General features: G+C 46.1%; 12 protein-coding genes. 3 read left to right on the top strand and 9 right to left on the bottom strand.

Going from position 1 to position 19,054, the window contains the following annotated elements; all coding sequences use genetic code 11:
* Window positions 1-77 precede the first annotated feature (77 nt).
* Window positions 78-1,502, top strand: coding sequence for a glucose-6-phosphate dehydrogenase (zwf, locus tag TOI97_RS02515; protein WP_321552688.1), 1,425 nt, complete (start codon window positions 78-80; stop codon window positions 1,500-1,502).
* Window positions 1,503-1,586: 84 nt separating this feature from the next.
* Here the strand turns inward: zwf and TOI97_RS02510 are convergent, their stop codons facing one another.
* The 5 genes from TOI97_RS02510 to ompR all read right to left on the bottom strand — a co-directional run bounded on the left by TOI97_RS02510 (window position 1,587) and on the right by ompR (window position 6,652).
* Entirely contained in the window at window positions 1,587-3,128 is a 1,542-nt protein-coding gene (locus TOI97_RS02510; RefSeq protein ID WP_321552558.1) for a phosphoenolpyruvate carboxykinase, read from the bottom strand.
* Window positions 3,129-3,232: 104 nt separating this feature from the next.
* Window positions 3,233-4,126, bottom strand: a complete 894-nt coding sequence (hslO, locus tag TOI97_RS02505; RefSeq protein WP_321552557.1) for an Hsp33 family molecular chaperone HslO — start codon at window positions 4,124-4,126, stop codon at window positions 3,233-3,235.
* 89 nt (window positions 4,127-4,215) lie between these two features.
* The gene (locus TOI97_RS02500; RefSeq protein WP_321552556.1) at window positions 4,216-4,596 is read right to left on the bottom strand and encodes an RNA-binding S4 domain-containing protein; all 381 of its coding nucleotides are present in this window, start codon (window positions 4,594-4,596) and stop codon (window positions 4,216-4,218) included.
* Between the two features lie 32 nt (window positions 4,597-4,628).
* The gene (locus TOI97_RS02495) at window positions 4,629-5,933 is read right to left on the bottom strand and encodes an ATP-binding protein (RefSeq protein ID WP_321552555.1); all 1,305 of its coding nucleotides are present in this window, start codon (window positions 5,931-5,933) and stop codon (window positions 4,629-4,631) included.
* Window positions 5,930-6,652, bottom strand: a complete 723-nt coding sequence (gene ompR / locus TOI97_RS02490; RefSeq protein ID WP_321552554.1) for an osmolarity response regulator transcription factor OmpR — start codon at window positions 6,650-6,652, stop codon at window positions 5,930-5,932. Before ompR ends, TOI97_RS02495 begins: the two co-directional genes overlap by 4 nt.
* 186 nt (window positions 6,653-6,838) lie before the next feature.
* On the opposite strand from ompR, the gene TOI97_RS02485 reads away from it, so the two are divergent.
* Both TOI97_RS02485 and gshA read left to right on the top strand, forming a co-directional pair.
* Complete coding sequence (locus tag TOI97_RS02485) at window positions 6,839-9,154, top strand: Tex family protein (protein WP_321552553.1); 2,316 nt, start codon at window positions 6,839-6,841, stop codon at window positions 9,152-9,154.
* A gap of 120 nt (window positions 9,155-9,274) precedes the next feature.
* Entirely contained in the window at window positions 9,275-10,843 is a 1,569-nt protein-coding gene (gene gshA, locus TOI97_RS02480) for a glutamate--cysteine ligase (protein ID WP_321552552.1), read from the top strand.
* 55 nt (window positions 10,844-10,898) lie between these two features.
* Here gshA and TOI97_RS02475 read toward each other — a convergent pair whose 3' ends face one another.
* The 4 genes from TOI97_RS02475 to polA form a co-directional block, all read right to left on the bottom strand.
* Window positions 10,899-11,597 (bottom strand): 3'-5' exonuclease, encoded by a 699-nt coding sequence (locus tag TOI97_RS02475; protein ID WP_321552551.1) that lies wholly within the window; start codon window positions 11,595-11,597, stop codon window positions 10,899-10,901.
* Window positions 11,594-13,531: a putative nucleotidyltransferase substrate binding domain-containing protein gene (locus TOI97_RS02470; RefSeq protein ID WP_321552550.1), complete on the bottom strand. Its 1,938-nt coding sequence runs from the start codon at window positions 13,529-13,531 to the stop codon at window positions 11,594-11,596. Before TOI97_RS02470 ends, TOI97_RS02475 begins: the two co-directional genes overlap by 4 nt.
* A gap of 221 nt (window positions 13,532-13,752) precedes the next feature.
* Window positions 13,753-15,936, bottom strand: a complete 2,184-nt coding sequence (locus TOI97_RS02465; RefSeq protein WP_321552549.1) for a malate synthase G — start codon at window positions 15,934-15,936, stop codon at window positions 13,753-13,755.
* A 318-nt stretch (window positions 15,937-16,254) separates the two neighbouring features.
* Window positions 16,255-19,035 carry a DNA polymerase I gene (gene polA, locus TOI97_RS02460; protein ID WP_321552548.1) on the bottom strand — a complete coding sequence of 927 codons (2,781 nt, stop codon included), beginning with the start codon at window positions 19,033-19,035 and terminating at the stop codon, window positions 16,255-16,257.
* Window positions 19,036-19,054 lie beyond the last annotated feature (19 nt).

Genomic DNA, 19,054 nt, shown 5'->3' with positions numbered 1-19,054 from the left:
ATTTTGTAGTTATACTACAACAATCATTTATTCGCACGTTTTTCCATAGGAGAGCAACCTTGAGCACGCCTTGTGACATGCTAGTGTTTGGCGGTACTGGTGATCTAGCCCTGCATAAATTGCTGCCTGCACTCTATCATCTACACCGTGAGCATCGCCTACCTAAAACAATGCGCATTATAGGCATCTCGCGTAAGCTCTTAGCGCGTCAACATTATATTGCTCTCGCAGAACGCCACTGTCGTGCGCAAATTGAAAAGAAAGACTTTGACGACAATACTTGGTTCAGCTTTAGCAAACGTCTCGATTATCTCGCCATAGATGCTGCCCAGGCAGCTGACTTTAACCGGCTTACAGAGTTTTTAAAGCATAGTCCAGAGCACGCTTACATCCATTACTTAGCTACCGCGCCACATCTGTTTGCCAGTATTGCTTCTAACTTGGCCATCAATGGATTAGCCGGTCCGCATACACGTATTGTAGTGGAAAAACCCATTGGTCACTCACTTGATTCTGCATTAAGTATTAATGCTGCCATTGGGACTGCCTTTGCTGAAGAGCAAGTCTTTCGTATTGATCATTATTTGGGCAAAGAAACAGTTCAAAACCTCATGGCTCTACGCTTTGCCAATGCTTTATTTGAGCCTGTTTGGCGCTCTGCTCACATAGATCATATACAAATCAGCGTCAATGAAACCATTGGAGTGGAAAACCGTGGTGCATATTATGATGCTGCAGGTGCCATGCGCGACATGTTGCAAAATCACTTATTACAATTACTTTGCTTAATCGCAATGGAAGCACCTGTACGTTTTGATGCTGACTCCGTACGCAACGAAAAAGTAAAAGTTTTACAAGCACTCAAGCCCATCTGCGGGCTTGATGTCCAAGATAAAACTGTGCGCGGTCAATATACAGCCGGCCACGTGGGTGGACATAACGCTCCTGCTTATTACTTCGAAAAAGGAGTGAACAGCGACAGCGATACAGAAACCTTTGTCGCAATGGAAGTAGAGGTGGATAACTGGCGGTGGTCAGGTGTGCCTTTTTACTTACGCACAGGTAAGCGTCTCGCTAAAAAAACCTCAGAGATAGCCATTCAATTTAAACCTGTACCACACAGTTTATTTAACGACAGCCAAGCTAATTTACTGCTCATTCGCCTCCAGCCCGAAGAGCGCATCAGCCTTGAGTTAATGGCTAAAGTACCTGGCAAAGGCATGCACTTAGAACCTGTCAATCTCGATATCAACTTAGCAGAGTTTTTTCAAGATAGCCGGCGTTGGAAGGCCTATGAACGCTTATTACTGGATGTAATAGAAAATGACTCCACTCTCTTTATGCGGCGCGATGAAGTTGAAGCTGCATGGCGGTGGGTTGACCCGATCTTAAAAGGCTGGCAACAGCACTATCAGCGTCCTCGCCCCTATCCCGCTGGATCTAATGGCCCTGAGCAGGCACACAGCCTATTGGAGAAACATAACCGTGCGTGGCTAGACTAGCACTCAAGCTGATGCCTCAAGCACATACTTCACAGGCATAAAAAACCGCTCATGATGAGCGGTTTTTTACACAACGACTGAAATTTACAGTTGTGGCCCCGCATTTTTAATCGCGTCAGACACATCAAACTTCTCAAAGTTTTCTATAAACTTAGCAGCCAATTCTTTAGCCGCCGCGTCGTATGCATCTTTATCAGCCCAAGTGTTACGAGGATTCAGCAAGTTACTATCAACACCCGGTACAGCTTTTGGTACATCCAAGTTAATAATAGGCAAATGCTCTGTTTCTGTACCGACTAAAGTACCACCCTGAATAGCCGCAATCACTGCACGAGTTGTTGGAATATCAAAGCGCTGACCAACACCATAACCACCGCCTGTCCAACCTGTGTTCACTAAGTAGACTTTTGAGCCGAACTCTTTAATACGCTTGATCAATAAGTCAGCATATTCACCTGCGGGGCGCGGGAAGAATGGTGCACCGAAGCACGTTGAGAAAGTCGACTTAATACCAGAGCCTGATCCCATTTCAGTAGATCCCACTAAAGCAGTGTAGCCTGACAAGAAATGATAAGCTGCCTGCTCATTGTTCAGGATCGATACCGGTGGCAATACACCAGTCAAGTCACAGGTTAAGAAAATGACCGCATTAGGCTCACCTGCACGATTTTCAAGGACGCGCTTTTCAACGTTTACTAGTGGATAAGCGGCACGGCTATTTTGCGTTAAGCTATCATCCGTGTAATCAGGAACACGCTGTTCATCAAGCACAACGTTTTCCAGAACTGCACCGAACTTAATGGCTTTCCAAATAACTGGTTCATTCTTCTCAGACAAGTCGATGCATTTTGCATAGCAACCGCCTTCGATGTTGAACACAGTACCCACACCCCAACCGTGTTCATCATCACCAATTAGATAACGGCTTTCATCAGCAGATAATGTGGTTTTACCTGTACCAGACAAACCGAAGAACAAGGTGGTATCACCGTCTTCTCCAACGTTTGCTGCGCAGTGCATCGGTAAAACGTCTTGCGCAGGTAAAAGGAAGTTCTGCACAGAGAACATCGCCTTCTTCATTTCACCTGCGTAGCGCATACCTGCCAACAAAACTTTCTTGGCTGCAAAGTTAATCATGACGCAACCATCAGAGTTCGTCCCATCACGCTCAGGCACACACTCAAAGAATGGGGCGTTAATAATCTGCCACTCACCCTTGTTTGCCGGGTTAAAAGTATCAGGCGTAATAAACAAGCAACGGCCAAACAGGTTGTGCCATGCTGTAGTTGTTGTCATTTTAACTGGCAAGTAATGCTGTGGATCAGAACCTACATGAACATGTGATACAAAGCTTTCGCGCTCAGCCACATAAGCCTCTACACGAGTCCAAAGCGCATCAAAAATACTGGGTGCAATCGGGCGATTAATCGGGCCCCAAGCAATTTGATTCTCAGTGCTAGACTCTTGCACGATAAATCGATCAGCCGGTGAGCGACCAGTACGGTGACCAGTTTCGACCACCAGTGAACCATTTACAGCTAGTTTGCCTTCACCACGGCGAACAGCCTCTTCAATTAATTGAGCAGCACTAATATCGGTATACACAGCGTTGTTTGCTTGCGTCATGAGTTCCCCAACGGCCCGAGCCGAGTCCTCCAAAGATTTTTGTAGCCCTTTAAACTAAAGCACTACAATGAAAAAGTGCACGCGATTATGCCAGAGTTGCGCAATTAATGCACTGTGCTCGAGGCACTAGTCGCATCTTGTTCAGCGAACATTTGGATAATATCGTCTTCGTTAAATACATAGCGTTCATTACAAAACTGACAATCGATCTCGATACTGCCTGCTTTTTCGACGAGCAACAACTTCAGCTCGTCAAGACCAAGACTGATTAACGCCTTTTCTGAACGCTCGCGAGTACAGCTGCAGTGAAACCTTACATCTGTTCTGGAGAATACTCGCAACGCATCTTCGTGGTAGAGACGATGCAAAATAGTCTCATTATCCAACCCTAGTAACTCCTCAGCACTTAAAGTAGCAGCTAAAGCAATGACATGCTGCCAACTTGCCTCCCGCTCCTCAGGATCAGGTAAACGATCTGCCGGTAACTGCTGCAATAGCATGCCACGCGCACGCTGCCCATCTGCATACAGCCAAAAACGAGTCGGTAACTGTGCTGAGTTCACAAAGTAGTTACTGAAGCACTCAGCTAAACTTTCACCATCTAGTGCAACCAAACCTTGATAGCGCTGACCTTCTTTAGGATCAACCGTTAATGCTAAAACGCCATCTGGCATCATTTCTTTAAACGTCGAAGCACTGCTAATGTCTTCAACTTCATAACGGGCAATAGCACGCAGTTCTCGGTCACTGGTGCACTCAACCATCAACAACGGCACAGAGCCACTGGAACGTGCTTGCAAGACCAACACACCGTCAAACTTTAACGTATTCACTAATAAAGCTGCCGCTGTCATGAGCTCGCCAATCAAAGTCGCTACCGGCTCTGGATAATCATGCTTAGCCAACACATGGGCATAGCTTTCCTCTAAACTTGCCAACTCACCACGCACATCATTATTTTCAAAAATAAAGCGCTGAGTAAAATCAAAATCTGCCATATAACACCATAAAAGAAATAACAGCTCAGTATAAACCGAGTCGAAAAAATGAACTGATTTAAATACAGCCTAGCGCGATAGCCACTCGCTTACTGCTCTCGGAAACGATGAATTTGGCGGCGTTGCTTCTTACTGGGCCGGCCTTCAGTCTGAATCCCTAATGCCCCTGCCTTACGTAATGCGGCAGCCTCTTCACGCGCAGCAATACTCTCTGCCGTTTCGCGATACAGCATCTGTGCTTGCGGCGCACCACGGCGCACTGAGCTCAGCTGCTCAACCACGACAGTACGGGTGTCATACCCCACACGAATCATTAACTCTTCGCCAATTCTCGGCTCTTTTGATGGCTTACAGCGTTCTCCGCGGCAATGCACCTTACCACCAGTAATCGCATCTTTAGCCAAGGCGCGAGTTTTAAAAAAGCGCGCTGCCCATAACCACTTATCTAGCCGAACTTTTTCTTCTGTCATAACTTACTTTTACCTTTATCCTGTTCTGCAGCTCACCTGTGAGGTGCCGCCATAGGTAGTTGCACACGAGCCTCTAAACCACCTCCAGCCCTATTATGCAACTCAACCTTGCCACCGTGCTGAGCAGCAATACGCCGCACAATAGCAAGCCCAAGACCAGCACCTTGACCACCTCGAGCCTGATCGCCACGGATAAATGGATTAAAAATACGCTGTAAATCCTCTGGATCGAGCCCTTCACCACGATCCAGCACACTGATCATGACATGAGGTGTTGGCCCCTCACGCATTACTGAAGCGGCAACTTCAATACCTTCACCGCCATAGCGTAAAGCATTCTCTAACAAATTCACCAACAAACGTTTAATAGAAACACGCCGCAAAGGTAACGAAGGAATCTGCTCTAGACACACTCGAATGTCATGCCCTTGGTGGTTATATGGGGCAACCACAGCAGTAATCAATTCATTGAGATCACAATTCTCCATCGGCTCATCACTGCCGTCACGGATAAAGGCTAAAAACTGATCTAAAATCGCATTCATATCCTCAATATCACGCACCATATCAGCCGTAAGTTCGCTATCAGTGTCGAGAAATTCCAGTGATAAACGTAAACGTGTCAGCGGCGTACGCAAGTCATGAGATACCCCAGCAAGCATCAACTCTCGCTCACGCCCTGCTTGCTCAACATCATCGGCCATTTGGTTAAAAGCTCGGTACACCTCTGCCATTTCACTGGCAGTGTCCACATCCACTGGCAAACGCACACTACGCCCTTGTCCAAATAAACGCGCAGCAATCACCAAACGCTTCAATGGCGCACTAAGTTGGCTAACAAAGATCCAAGCAGCACCAGTGGATAACAGTCCAATTCCTAAAAACCAAGCCACTAAATTCCATACTCGCTGCCCGCGTAAAGGGTGTGGGTACAGCGGCACACGAATCCAATCTGGACCTAAACTGGGTGCGTAAACCCACAATGAGGGGGGATTTTTTGCTCGAATGCGCACCCGAGTATCGGCACCCAATTCTGCTCGCATTTGTTCGCTGAAAATCTCACTGTAAGGCCAGTGTTTTTCCCCTAGAGGTACTTCTGACTCATGAACCCGCTGTAAACCTGCTGCTTGGGCAATAGCCGGTCGCTCAGCCTCGGGAGAAGCCCAATATGCACGTAACGTTAAAGCAGCACCATGACTGTACTGCTGATCAACGAGCACATCTTCATTGAGCATCAAGTAAATCAAAGTCAGTGCTTTAGAAAAAAGCACTGCCAGTAACACCATCCATAAAGTGCGTGCAAAGAAGCTTTGTGGATACAAAGGGGAGGTTTTCATTTCTTACCATCAGGTACGAATACATAACCTACACCCCAAACAGTCTGAATATAGCGGGGTTTCGATGGGTCTGGCTCAATCATGCGCCGCAAACGTGACACTTGCACATCAATAGAGCGCTCTAAAGCATCCCACTCACGCCCTCGTGCTAAGTTCATTAACTTATCTCGGGTTAGCGGTTCACGTGGGTGCTCCACCAAGGCTTTTAATACCGCAAATTCGCCAGTGGTCAGCATGTGCACTTGATCACCTTTACGCAGCTCACGGGTCGCTAGCGACAAACTATACTCACCGAAACTGACGCTAGACTCTTCACTCCCCGGAGCTCCGGGCACATTAGCCGTTTGTCGGCGTAAGACTGCCTTAATTCGCGCCAACAGCTCACGTGGGTTAAATGGCTTAGATAAATAATCATCAGCACCCAACTCCAAACCTTGAATTCGACTGGCCTCATCACCTTTAGCTGTCAACATAATAATAGGCACTTGATTGTTCCCTTCGCGCAAGCGACGGCACACTGATAAACCATCCTCGCCGGGCATCATTAAATCCAACACAACTAAATTAAACAGTTCACGTGCCAGCATGCGATCCATTTGCTCAGCATTTTCTACACTGCGAACACGGTAACCTTGCTCAGTTAAAAAACGCTCAAGCAAACGACGTAAGCGCTCATCATCGTCAACAACAAGGATTTTCTCTCCTTCAGATACGCTCATGCTTTTCTACCTATTCAATGAATATATATGTCCGTTAGTATGCCGCAATCCTAGCATTCATGCGCGCTAGGCATTGTTAGCAAATCTTTCTTAGTGGTGACAGCACTGGTTTGCTGTGTAATTTCCCCTATAATCGGCTGTTTACTGCAGGTCTTGCCTGCCTCTTTAACTGACTCAGGTAGCCCAATGGATAGCATTAGTTCTCGTATCGCCACCGAACTCGGTGTTCGCCCCCAGCAAGTATCCGCCACCATTGCCTTACTCGATGAAGGCGCTACAGTGCCTTTTATTGCGCGCTATCGTAAAGAGGTCACCGGCAGTTTAGATGACACACAACTACGTAATTTAGAAGAACGCTTACGCTATTTACGCGAATTGGATGAACGCCGTACATCTATACTTTCATCTATTGAAGAGCAAGGTAAATTAACACCTGAGCTCCAGCAAGCCATTATTCAAGCTGATACCAAAACCCGCTTGGAAGACCTCTATCTACCCTACAAAAAGAAGCGTCGCACTAAAGGCCAAATCGCCCTAGAAGCAGGTTTAGGTGAGCTAGCAGACTTATTATTTAACGACCCCAGCTACGACCCACACACAGAAGCCACACGCTTTATTGATACTGAATCCGGTTTTGCTGATGAAAAGGCGGTGTTAGAAGGTGCAAAATATATTTTAATGGAGCGCTTTGCTGAGGATGCTACTTTATTACAACGCTTACGCAGCATGCTGCAGCAAGATGCATTATTAAGTGCTCGAGTGATCGCAGGCAAAGAAACAGAAGCAGCCAAATTCACTGACTACTTTGAACATGACGAACCTTTCAATGCTGTACCATCGCACCGTGCATTAGCGATTTTTCGGGGCCGCAACGAAGGCTTTTTGAATGTGAGTCTCACCCTAGGTGATGCTACACCTAACCGCATGCACCCTTGTGAATTTGTAATTGCTGAGCATTTTGATATCAAAAATCACGATCGCCCTGCGGACCCTTGGCTAGCGGAAGTCGTACGTTGGACTTGGCGCATAAAACTCTCGAGTCACTTAGAAACTGACCTCTTCGGCCAATTACGCGAAGCGGCAGAAAGCGAAGCTATTCATGTTTTTGCGCGCAACCTCAATGATTTGTTGTTGGCTGCACCGGCCGGTCCACGTTGCACCCTTGGCATTGATCCGGGCTTACGTACAGGCTGCAAAATTGCTGTGGTTGATGCCACAGGTAAAGTGTTGGACACCGCTACCGTTTATCCTCATGCTCCACACAACAAATGGGACGAAACCCTTACCACCTTGGCTCAACTATGCAAAAAGCATCAAGTTGAGTTGATTGCTATCGGTAACGGTACAGGTAGCCGTGAATCTGATCGCCTAGCAATCGAGTTGGTCAAGCTTTTACCTGAGCTTAAAATGAACAAAGTCATGGTCAGCGAAGCTGGTGCTTCGGTGTATTCAGCCTCAGAGCTAGCAGCTCAAGAGTTCCCTGATTTAGATGTATCTTTACGTGGTGCTGTCTCCATTGCCCGCCGTTTACAAGACCCTCTGGCCGAATTGGTAAAAATCGACCCTAAAGCCATTGGCGTTGGTCAATACCAACACGATGTTTCACAGGCCCAGTTAGCCCGTTCTTTGGATGCCGTAGTAGAGGACTGTGTGAACGCCGTTGGTGTGGACGTCAACACAGCCTCTTCGGCGCTCTTAGCACGCATCTCAGGTTTAAATACCACCCTAGCCAAAAATATTGTTGCTTACCGTGATGAAAACGGCGCGTTCGCCAACCGAACTGCGCTTAAGAAGGTACCACGCCTGGGCGAAAAGACCTTTGAACTTGCCGCTGGTTTTCTACGCGTCATGAACGGTGAAAACCCTTTGGACGGTTCCGGTGTACACCCTGAAAGCTATCCTGTGGTCACCCGTATCGCACAGGACACTCAGCGCGATATTCGCTCATTGATAGGCGACTCCGCTTTTTTAAGGCAACTGGATCCAAAACAATTTACCGATGAAACATACGGCCTCCCAACCGTCACAGATATTTTGCAAGAGTTGGATAAACCTGGGCGCGACCCTCGTCCAGAATTTAAAACCGCTGCCTTCCAAGAAGGCGTAGAAAGCTTAAAAGACTTGAAACTGGGCATGAGCTTAGAGGGTGTCATTACTAACGTCACAAATTTTGGTGCCTTTGTTGATATTGGCGTACACCAAGATGGCTTAGTACATATTTCAGCGATGTCCGAAAATTTTGTTAAAGACCCTTACCAAGTGGTCAAAGCTGGCGATATTGTTAAAGTTAAAGTGATGGATGTGGACATTCCACGGGCGCGCATTGCTTTATCCATGCGCATGAGTGATGTGCCTGGCGAAAAACCAAAAGCACCAACCCGCGAACAACGTACACGCAATACGCCTCACAGTGAACGTCATACCAAACAAGACAAACCTGCAGCAAGTAACGGTGCCATGGCTGCGCTCTTTGCCAATGCAAAAAAACTAAAGAAAAAGTAACGGATAAAACCACTCCATCTACAGATAAAAAAGCGCATGCTCAACTAAATTTCAGCATGCGCCTTGTACTCACCGATCGACGCCCCCATATTGGCGTAATGCACTATTGAGGAATTTCACTTGAGCGATACATATTCTCGTCGTCTGGCGCTGCTCAGCCAGCCCGAAGCTTTAGCCCAGCTCAAGCATTGCCTGCATGGCATTGAGCGTGAGAGCTTAAGGGTTGAGCGCAATGGCCGCCTAGCCCTAACCCCACACCCTAAAGCTCTTGGCTCTGCCTTAACCCACAGCAGCATTACCACAGACTATTCTGAAGCTTTATTAGAGTTTATTACCGAGCCTCATCACGACTCAGCACAAACCTTAGCTGAACTTGATGATATCCACCGTTTTACTCTTACACACATTGATCAGGAAGTGCTATGGAGCCCTTCTATGCCCGGCCACCTACCCAAAGAAGAGCTGATTCCTATCGGTGAATACGGCACTTCAAATGTAGGTCAATTAAAGCACGTATACCGTAAAGGCTTAGCCGTGCGTTATGGTAAAACCATGCAGTGCATTGCCGGTATTCATTACAATTTCTCCGTTCCTGAATCAATTTGGACGCTGCTCAAAAACGATGAGCAAGATCAACGCTCAACAATTGATTACCAGTCTGCACGTTATATTGCCTTGATCCGCAACTTTCGTCGTTACAGTTGGTTATTAATGTATCTCTTTGGTGCCTCACCGGCATTAGATATCAGTTTTTTACGCGGCCGTGAACATCAGCTAGAGGTCTTTGATGAAGATACACTGTACCTCCCTTACGCCACGAGCTTACGCATGAGCGATCTGGGCTATCAAAGCAATGCCCAAGCCGGAATTACGCCGTGCTACAACGATCTCCAAAGTTACACTGATAGCTTACGCTGCGCAGTAAGTACACCCTACCCTGCTTACCAAGCAATCGGTCAAAAAAAAGGAGATGAGTGGCTGCAAATTAACACCAATATTTTACAGATTGAAAATGAATACTATTCAACTATGCGTCCTAAGCGCGTCACTTTAGCTGACGAACGCCCAGTAGACGCATTGATTGCTCGCGGTATTCAATATGTAGAAGCACGCTGCATTGATATCAACCCATTCTTGCCTTTAGGCATTGATTTATCTCAAGCCCGCTTTTTAGATACATTCTTATTGTACTGTGCGCTACAAGACAGCCCCTTATTGAGTGACAGCGAATGTCCTGCTGCTACGAAAAATTTCTTAAACGTCGTAAAACAAGGTCGCAAACCTAAACTGCAGCTAGAATGCAATGGTAAACAGATTACCATGCAAGACTGGGGGCATGAATTACTTGAGCAAATGCGAGCCACAGCGCTGCTGCTTGATCAGGCCTACGCAACCACCGAGCATAGTGAAGCCCTGCGCAAACAGATCGATAAGATGAATAATCCTGATCTCACTCCCTCAGCACAGGTTTTAGCTCACATGCGTGAGCAGCAATGTAGTTTTAGCCAGTTTTCGTTAAAACAAAGCTTGCAACATGCCCAAACCTTAAGTCATCCACCGCTTGATGCACAAAAAGTGGCGCACTATGAAGCATTGGCTGAACAATCACACCGTGCACAAACACAACTTGAACAACACGATAAATGCAGCTTTGACGAATATATGGATCACTACCTTTCTCAAGCTTGATAAACTCACTCACTTCAGTGTCGGCCCGGCACTGAAGTGAAACCTAACATGCAGCCTATAAGGCATTCTGTGTCCGTCTACGCCAATTTTGTACACGCACTTCAAGCTCTCCTAGGTCGTTAATACCTTGCTGTTCAGCACGCTTTAACAATATCAGCATCAACTCCGCCGTCACCATAGCGTCAGCACTGGCATTGTGACGCTGCAAAACTTGCAGTCCAAAAAAATCTACCCAATCATCTAGCCCTGGATTACGCATACTATGTTCTGGGTAAAGCATAGGAGCGATTTCTGCCACATCAAAAAACTTATGGCGCAAGTGATAAGAAAAAGCATCATCTAATTCTCGTATCAACATGCGCTGATCAAAGCTGGCATGAAAAGCAACTAAGGGACTCCCCCCTACATACTCCATAAAGTCCAGGAGTGCTTTTGCTGGACGCATACCCGCGGCCACCTCACTGGGTGGAATCTGGTGGATAAGTACACTTTCGCTAACCGCATGGTTAGCTCGCCGCAAAGTGCAGCCAAACTGATCACCTAGCGCAATCCCACCATCAGCAATAGTAACGGCACCAATGGAGAGTATCTTATCTTTTAAGGTGTTCAGCCCACTGGTTTCTAAATCGACCACAACAAAACGCTGATGCTGCAATGACTCTGCATAGACTGCAGGCTCAGCTAAAGCAGCTAAACGCAAAGCATCTTTTTCACGTAGCTTAGGCGCTTTACGGAACCATTTAAAAAAACTCACAGTTGATACCTAAAAGTCAAACTGGACTGTAAGCGCTGAGCTTGCCGAAAAGACTCGCGCAAAATCCGACGATCTAAGTGATTCAGCTCATCAGGGTAAATACGGTTACTGTAAGCCAGTTCATTGCGCGCTTGCTGCTGATGCTGTTGCATTCGAATCAACTGAATAAAGTGGTAAGCCTCAGCATAAGCATCACCGTCTAGACGCTCAATTACACCTTTGCTCACCAGCTGACGAATCCGTTCTAAGGTGTTACTACTCTCGATGCCATGACTTAATGCTAAAACACGAATACCATCAACAAAAGGTGCTAATCCCTTTATTTTAAGGTCAATAGTATCCTTCTCTAAACCTTTTTTATCCAAAGCAAAGTCACGGAATAAGCCACCTAATGGCGGCCTGTTTTGTAGAGCACTTTGCGCCATCATTCGTTGAAACATATCGTTACCACGGATCATCGAGAGCAACTCTCTGCGCAGTGTTTGACAACCTTCAACTGGCCCCATAATGGCGCGCAAATCAAAGAAAATCGTTGAGTACAATAAGTTTTCTGGCGTAGCCTCGCGAATCATCTTAGAGAATCGGCGCGACCACTCTTGACGTGATAAGCACAGCTCCGCATTACCAGCCATAATATTGCCCTTACACAAGGTAAACCCACACTCATCTAGGGCTAAATTAATGTCGCGAGCCAGTGGTAACAACTTCTGCCGTATGGCATTGGCTTCCTCTTGGCTGCTGGCTTCAAATAAAATCCCATTATCTTGATCCGTGTATAAGGTTTGCTCTTTACGCCCTTCACTACCAAAAACAAGCCAGGTAAAGTCCACTCCAGGATCACCATGCTCTTCCATGCAAAGCTCAACGACACGCACAACTGTGTGGTCATTGAGCATAGTAATTAAACGTGTTACCTGCTCCGGGCTGGCACCATGAGCTATCATACGGTCTACCAAGGAACGAATTTCATCACGTAACTGCACCAACTTTTCAACTGAATCAGCATTACGTACAGCTCGCGCAAGATGCACCAAATCGACACGCTGCAAAGAAAATAAATCACGCTCTGAAACAACACCTACCAAACGCCCATCTTCTACTAGGCACACATGAGCAATATGACGTTCAGTCATGGCAAGCGCGGCATCAAAAGCAGTGGCTTGTGGTGGCAGGTGGAAAGGGTTAAGGGTCATCAACTCACTAATAGGTTGACGCAAATCTGCATTCGCATCGGCAATTACCCGGCGTAAATCGCGCAAAGTAAAAATCCCTTGCGGACGTAAACCCTCATCCGTAATCACTAAGCTACCAATTTGTTGCTCATGCATTAACTGCACTGCTTTATGAAGGGGCAAATCGCCAAGACAAGTGATCGGCTGCCTCATTGATAAATCAGCTAGCAAAGTTTCCATGGAGTATTGCGAACCCAAGGTCTCTGCTGCACGGCTTTGCACTTGCTGATTGGCTTGATCCAATAGACTACTGATACCACGTACGGAAAAGTCGCGGAATACTTCACATTTAGCAAAAAGCTTTACAAAAGATGCTTTATCTAACAACAGGCAAAAAGTATCTGTAGCAGCAAAGTGTGAAGTACGGGTAGCACGCTCGCCTAATAATGCAGCTATAGGGAAGCATTCACCTGTGGATATTTCAAAGGTGGTCTCTTGGCTTGCATCTTGGCCTTTACGGCGTTCACCGTGCACACTGCCCTGCTTAACAATGTAAAAATACTCAACTGGACCATCTTCTGGACTGATGATACTGTCGCCCTCTGCATAAAATCGCAGCTGACAGTTTTCAACAAGAAAACTTAGATGAGCTAAATCCATCTGGTTAAAAGGTGGATATTTTTGCAGAAACTCCAAGGTGCCCTGAATATTTTGTTGCACAGCGGTGCGCCCTGTTTTTGCAAAGGCCTCACTTCTGCTCATGAAACGCACTCCTAATCAATTAGGCCATGCTAAGGTTTTATAGTTATAAGTCTTATGTAGACATAAGCTAACAGGCCCTTGCAGACTGCTAACTCAACCCGATGGCGTATTATTTTTATTAATCCTGTCTATTTTACAGGCTTAGCGGCAACTGAACAGGGGTTAACTTGCAGACAATAAAAAACCGCCCGAAGGCGGTTTTTTATTGTCACGAATCGCACTTATACATTGCTACCATACTTGGCCTTAAATTCGCGACGACGACGGTGTAATACGGGCTCAGTGTAACCGTTTGGCTGCTCGCGCCCTTGAAGTACTAACTCCAATGATGCTTGGAAGGCAATACTGTCATCAAAATTCGGAGCCATGTTGCGATACAATGGATCACCTTCGTTCTGACGGTCCACAATTACAGCCATGCGCTTCATCGTTTCAACAATCTGCTCTTCCGTCACAATACCGTGACGCAACCAGTTCGCCATGTGCTGACTGGAAATACGTAAAGTTGCACGGTCTTCCATTAAACCTACATCATTGATGTCAGGTACTTTAGAACAACCTACACTCTGCTCAACCCAACGAACAACATACCCTAGGATACCTTGCGAGTTATTATCCAATTCATTCTGAATTTCTTCAGGTGTCCAATCCGTGCTTGGCGCTAAAGGAATAGTCAGAATATCATCAAGAGACGCACACTCACGCTGCTTCAACTCTTCTTGACGAGCAAATACATCAACCTCATGGTAGTGCAGTGCGTGCAAAGTCGCTGCGGTTGGAGATGGAACCCAAGCGGTATTGGCTCCGGCTTTCGGGTGCGCAATTTTTTGCTCAACCATGCTCGCCATCAAGTCAGGCATAGCCCACATTCCTTTACCAATCTGTGCAATTCCAGACAGACCTGTAGCTAAACCTACATCAACGTTCCAATCTTCATAGGCTGCAATCCATTTCTCACCGCGCATTGCAGTTTTACGTACTACTGGCCCCGCTTCCATAGAAGTATGAATCTCATCCCCCGTGCGGTCTAAAAAACCAGTATTAATAAATACTACACGCTCTTTTGCTGCAGCAATACACGCCTTCAAGTTTACGGTAGTACGACGCTCTTCATCCATGATGCCCATTTTCAGCGTATTGCGCTCTAGACCTAGAACATCTTCAGTACGTGCAAATAACTCGTTAGCAAACTCAACCTCTTCTGGACCGTGCATTTTCGGTTTAACGATATACATGCTACCCGTGCGAGTGTTTTTACGAGTGGTATTGCCCTTCAGATCATGGATAGCAATTAAACTAGTAAACAAGGCATCCATAATGCCTTCCGGCAGTTCATTGCCTTTCTCATCTAGAATCGCAGGGTTCGTCATCAAATGACCAACGTTACGCACAAACAGCATTGAACGGCCTGGCAAGGTCAGTTCGCTACCATCAAGCGCAGTATACTCACGATCAGGATTCATGGTACGAGTAAAGGTTTTATCACCTTTGGTCACTGTTTCAGCTAAGTCACCCTTCATCAGACCCAACCAGTTTTTATAAACTAAAGTTTTGTCTTCAGCATCCACTGCAGCGATGGAGTCTTCACAATCCATAATGGTAGTGATAGCAGCCTCCACCACTACATCTTTAATGCCTGCTGCATCAGTTGCACCAATTGCACTCTTTGGATCAATTTGAATTTCAAAGTGCAAGCCATTGTTCTTCAATAAAACAACACTCGGTGCTGTTACATCTCCCTTGTAACCTACAAGCTGTGCATCATTGTGCAAACCTGTGTTGCTGCCACCTTTTAAGCTCACAACCAGTTTACCGTCTTCAATACGATAGCCTGTTGCATCAGCATGTGAGCCTGCAGATAAAGGTGCGGCCTTATCTAAAAAATTACGTGCATAAGCAATCACTTTATCGCCACGCACTTTATTATATGCCTTGCCCTTCTCTGCACCGCCTTCTTCACTGATCACATCAGTGCCATACAATGCGTCATACAGAGACCCCCAACGCGCATTAGCGGCGTTAAGAGCAAAACGTGCGTTAGTTACAGGTACCACTAACTGTGGTCCCGCCATACGCGCAATTTCATCATCAACATTTTGTGTGCTGGCTTGAAAATCTGCTGCTTCTGGCAGCAAGTATCCAATTTCTTGCAGAAAAGCTTTATAAGCAACTGCATCATGAGCCTGGCCCTTACGTGCAAGGTGCCACTCATCTATTTGCGCTTGTAAGGCATCACGCTTATCTAGCAGGGCACGGTTTTTCGGTGCAAGGTCTTTTAGAACTTGCGTTGCACCTTCCCAGAACTGCTCTGAAGTCAGGCCTGTGCCTGGAATAGCTTGGGTATTTACGAAGTCATATAGAACTTTGGCGACCTGCAAGCCACCGACTTGAACGCGTTCAGTCATTTTTGCCTCACTCTGCTTAGAAAGCCTCAAATAGAACGGCCATTAGGCCATGTAGTGCATACAGATAAATACTACATGATTAATTTAAAAAAAGCAGAGAGAAATTTACAATGTATTTTTTATCGTATGTTGCAAGCAAAAAAAACTCCGAATCTCTTAAGGGGGAGAGACTCGGAGTGTAAATCCAGATCTTTAGGGGAAAAGATCCAGATATCTGCCAACATAAACACATCAAGGAGTGCAACAATAGCTACATGAGCTATTCAAATACTCTGACCGCCCCTCAATACAGATAGTTCCCAATGTGTTTAAAAAATTTTAATGTGCTTCATCCCAGTTATCGCCAACCCCAGCTTCCACAATCAGAGGCACAGCTAAAGCAGCACCGGCACTCATCAACGGTAAAAGTCCCTTACGTAACTCTTCCACCTGATCTTCACGTACCTCTAAAACCAACTCATCATGTACTTGCAAAATTACCCGTGCATCAAGTTTAGACTCAGCTAACCATTGGTCCACCATAATCATAGCGCGTTTAATAATATCAGCTGCACTTCCCTGCATCGGAGCATTAATAGCAGTACGTTCGGCTGCCTTTCGAATATTGGCATTCTTTGCTTTAATCTCTGGCAAATATAAACGTCGACCAAATATCGTTTCTACATAGCCTTGCTCACGGGCTTGCTCACGGGTACGCTCCATGTAATCCAATACCCCTGGATAACGGCTGAAGTATCGATCCATGTACATTTGCGCCTCACTACGCTCACAACCAATTTGCTTGGCTAAGCCATGGGCACTCATACCGTAAATCAAACCGAAGTTAATTGCTTTAGCATTGCGCCGTTGATCACTAGTGACCGAGTCCAACTCCACCCCAAATACTTCTGATGCAGTTGCCTTATGCACATCTCGATCATTACGAAATGCATCCAACAAGCCTGGATCTTGAGCTAAATGCGCCATAATCCGTAGCTCAATTTGCGAATAGTCCGCTGCCAATAATTTATAGCCCTTAGGCGCGACAAAAGCTTGACGAATACGACGTCCTTCTGCCGTACGAATAGGAATATTCTGCAAATTTGGATTACTTGACGACAACCGCCCTGTGGCCGTGACAGCCTGATGGTAATTAGTATGGATACGCCCAGTTAATGGATTAATTTGCTCCGGCAATCGATCGGTATAAGTGCTTTTCAATTTACTTAAGCTGCGATATTCCATCAGTAAGACGGGCAACTCATGGCCTTGTTCAGCCAGCTCAGACAACACCGCCTCTGCCGTACTAGGCTGCCCTTTAGCAGTCTTGGCCAATACAGGCAAGCCGAGCTTTTCATACAAAATTACACCCAGCTGTTTAGGCGAGGCTAAATTAAATTCCTCACCCGCAAGCGCAAATGTCTGGCGCTCCAGCTCTACTAGCTTTTCTGTAATCTCTAAACTTTGCTGCCCCAGTAAATGCGCATCAACTAAGGCACCATAACGCTCAATGCGAGCCAGTACAGGCATCAGTGGCATCTCTATCGTGTTAAACACATCTAGCAATGCTGGTACCTTCTGCAACTCTTGCAACAAGCAGTTATGCAAACAAAGGGTGATCTCCGCATCTTCTGCCGCATAAGGACCTGCTATGTTTAAATCAATTTGATCAAAGGTCAGCTGCTTAGCCCCTTTACCTGCCACGTCTTCAAATTTAATGGTACTGCGATCCAAATAACGGGACGCTAAGTTGTCCATATCATGACGTGTCACCGTTGAGTTCAGAGCATAAGACTCCAACATAGTGTCAAACTGCACGCCTTGCACTGTAATGCCGTAACGAGCCAAAACATTGATATCATACTTACCATTTTGGCAAACTTTCGCCACCTCCGGATTTTCCAACAGCGGCCGCAATGCATCTAAAACTTTCTTTTCATCCAACTGCTGTGGTACACCCATATAACTGTGAGCGAGTGGCACATAAGCGGCCTCACCTTCTTTTACTGCAAAAGAAATCCCCACTAACTGTGCTTGTTGTGCATCGATACTGGTGGTTTCCGTATCAAAGGCAAACAACTCAGCAGTACTTAAACGCTCTACCCAAGTAGCGAAATCTGCTTCGCACACAATGGTTTGAAAGGTTGTTTGATGTGCTTCAACAACTGCTATTTCAGAACTGTTCTCAGCCGCATCCCCCGACGTTTCAGCACCTGTCGCTACCTGAGCATCACCTGACTTAGCCATGCGTCGACGCACTTCATCTTGCCAGCTTTTAAACTCTAAACGCTGATACCAATCCAATAAAATATCGTCTTGCGGCGCCTGCATCTGCAACTCATCAATGTTTAGATCCAACTCAACATCGGTTTTAATGGTGGCCAATTGGCGTGATAAGTAAGCCACATCACGATGTTCAAGTAACTTTTTACCTAAAGTTTTCGCACCACGGATCGGCAAGGTAGCAACCTGATCAATATTGTTATAAATCGAATCCATATCGCCCAAACCGACCAACAAACCCAACGCTGTTTTTTCACCCACACCAGGAACACCTGGAATATTGTCAGCCTTATCACCCATTAATGCTAAGTAATCGATAATCAACTCTGGAGCAATACCAAACTTCTCCACTACACCTTCACAATCCAACTTGGTGTTGTACATAGTATTAACCAAGCTGACATGACCATTGACTAGCTGCGCCATATCTTTATCGCCCGTAGAAATCACCACTGCGCGCTCAGCCAAAGTGCTACTTTGCGACAAAGTACCAATTACGTCGTCAGCTTCCACCCCCTCAACGCATAAAAATGGAAATCCCATGGCTTTTACACATTCGTGCAAGGGTTCAATCTGTACCCGCAAATCATCAGGCATCGGTGGTCGCTGAGCCTTATATTCAGTAAACAACTCATCACGAAATGTAGGCCCTTTTGCATCAAAAATGACAGTAATTACGCTGTCTGGATACTGCTTTTGCAAACTGCGCAACATATTGAGCACTCCTTTAACAGCGCCGGTTGGCATACCTGTAGAAGTCATCAATGGAGGTAGCGCGTGAAACGCTCGGTATAAATAAGATGAACCGTCAACCAAAACTAAAGGAGCCTGAGACATGCGAATAATTTACCTCAAT

The organism is Denitrificimonas halotolerans (genome assembly GCF_034259425.1).
Taxonomy (GTDB): domain Bacteria; phylum Pseudomonadota; class Gammaproteobacteria; order Pseudomonadales; family Pseudomonadaceae; genus Denitrificimonas; species Denitrificimonas halotolerans.
The sequence above is the reverse complement of the archived record's forward strand: the minus strand, read 5'-3'. Positions and strand labels throughout refer to the sequence as shown.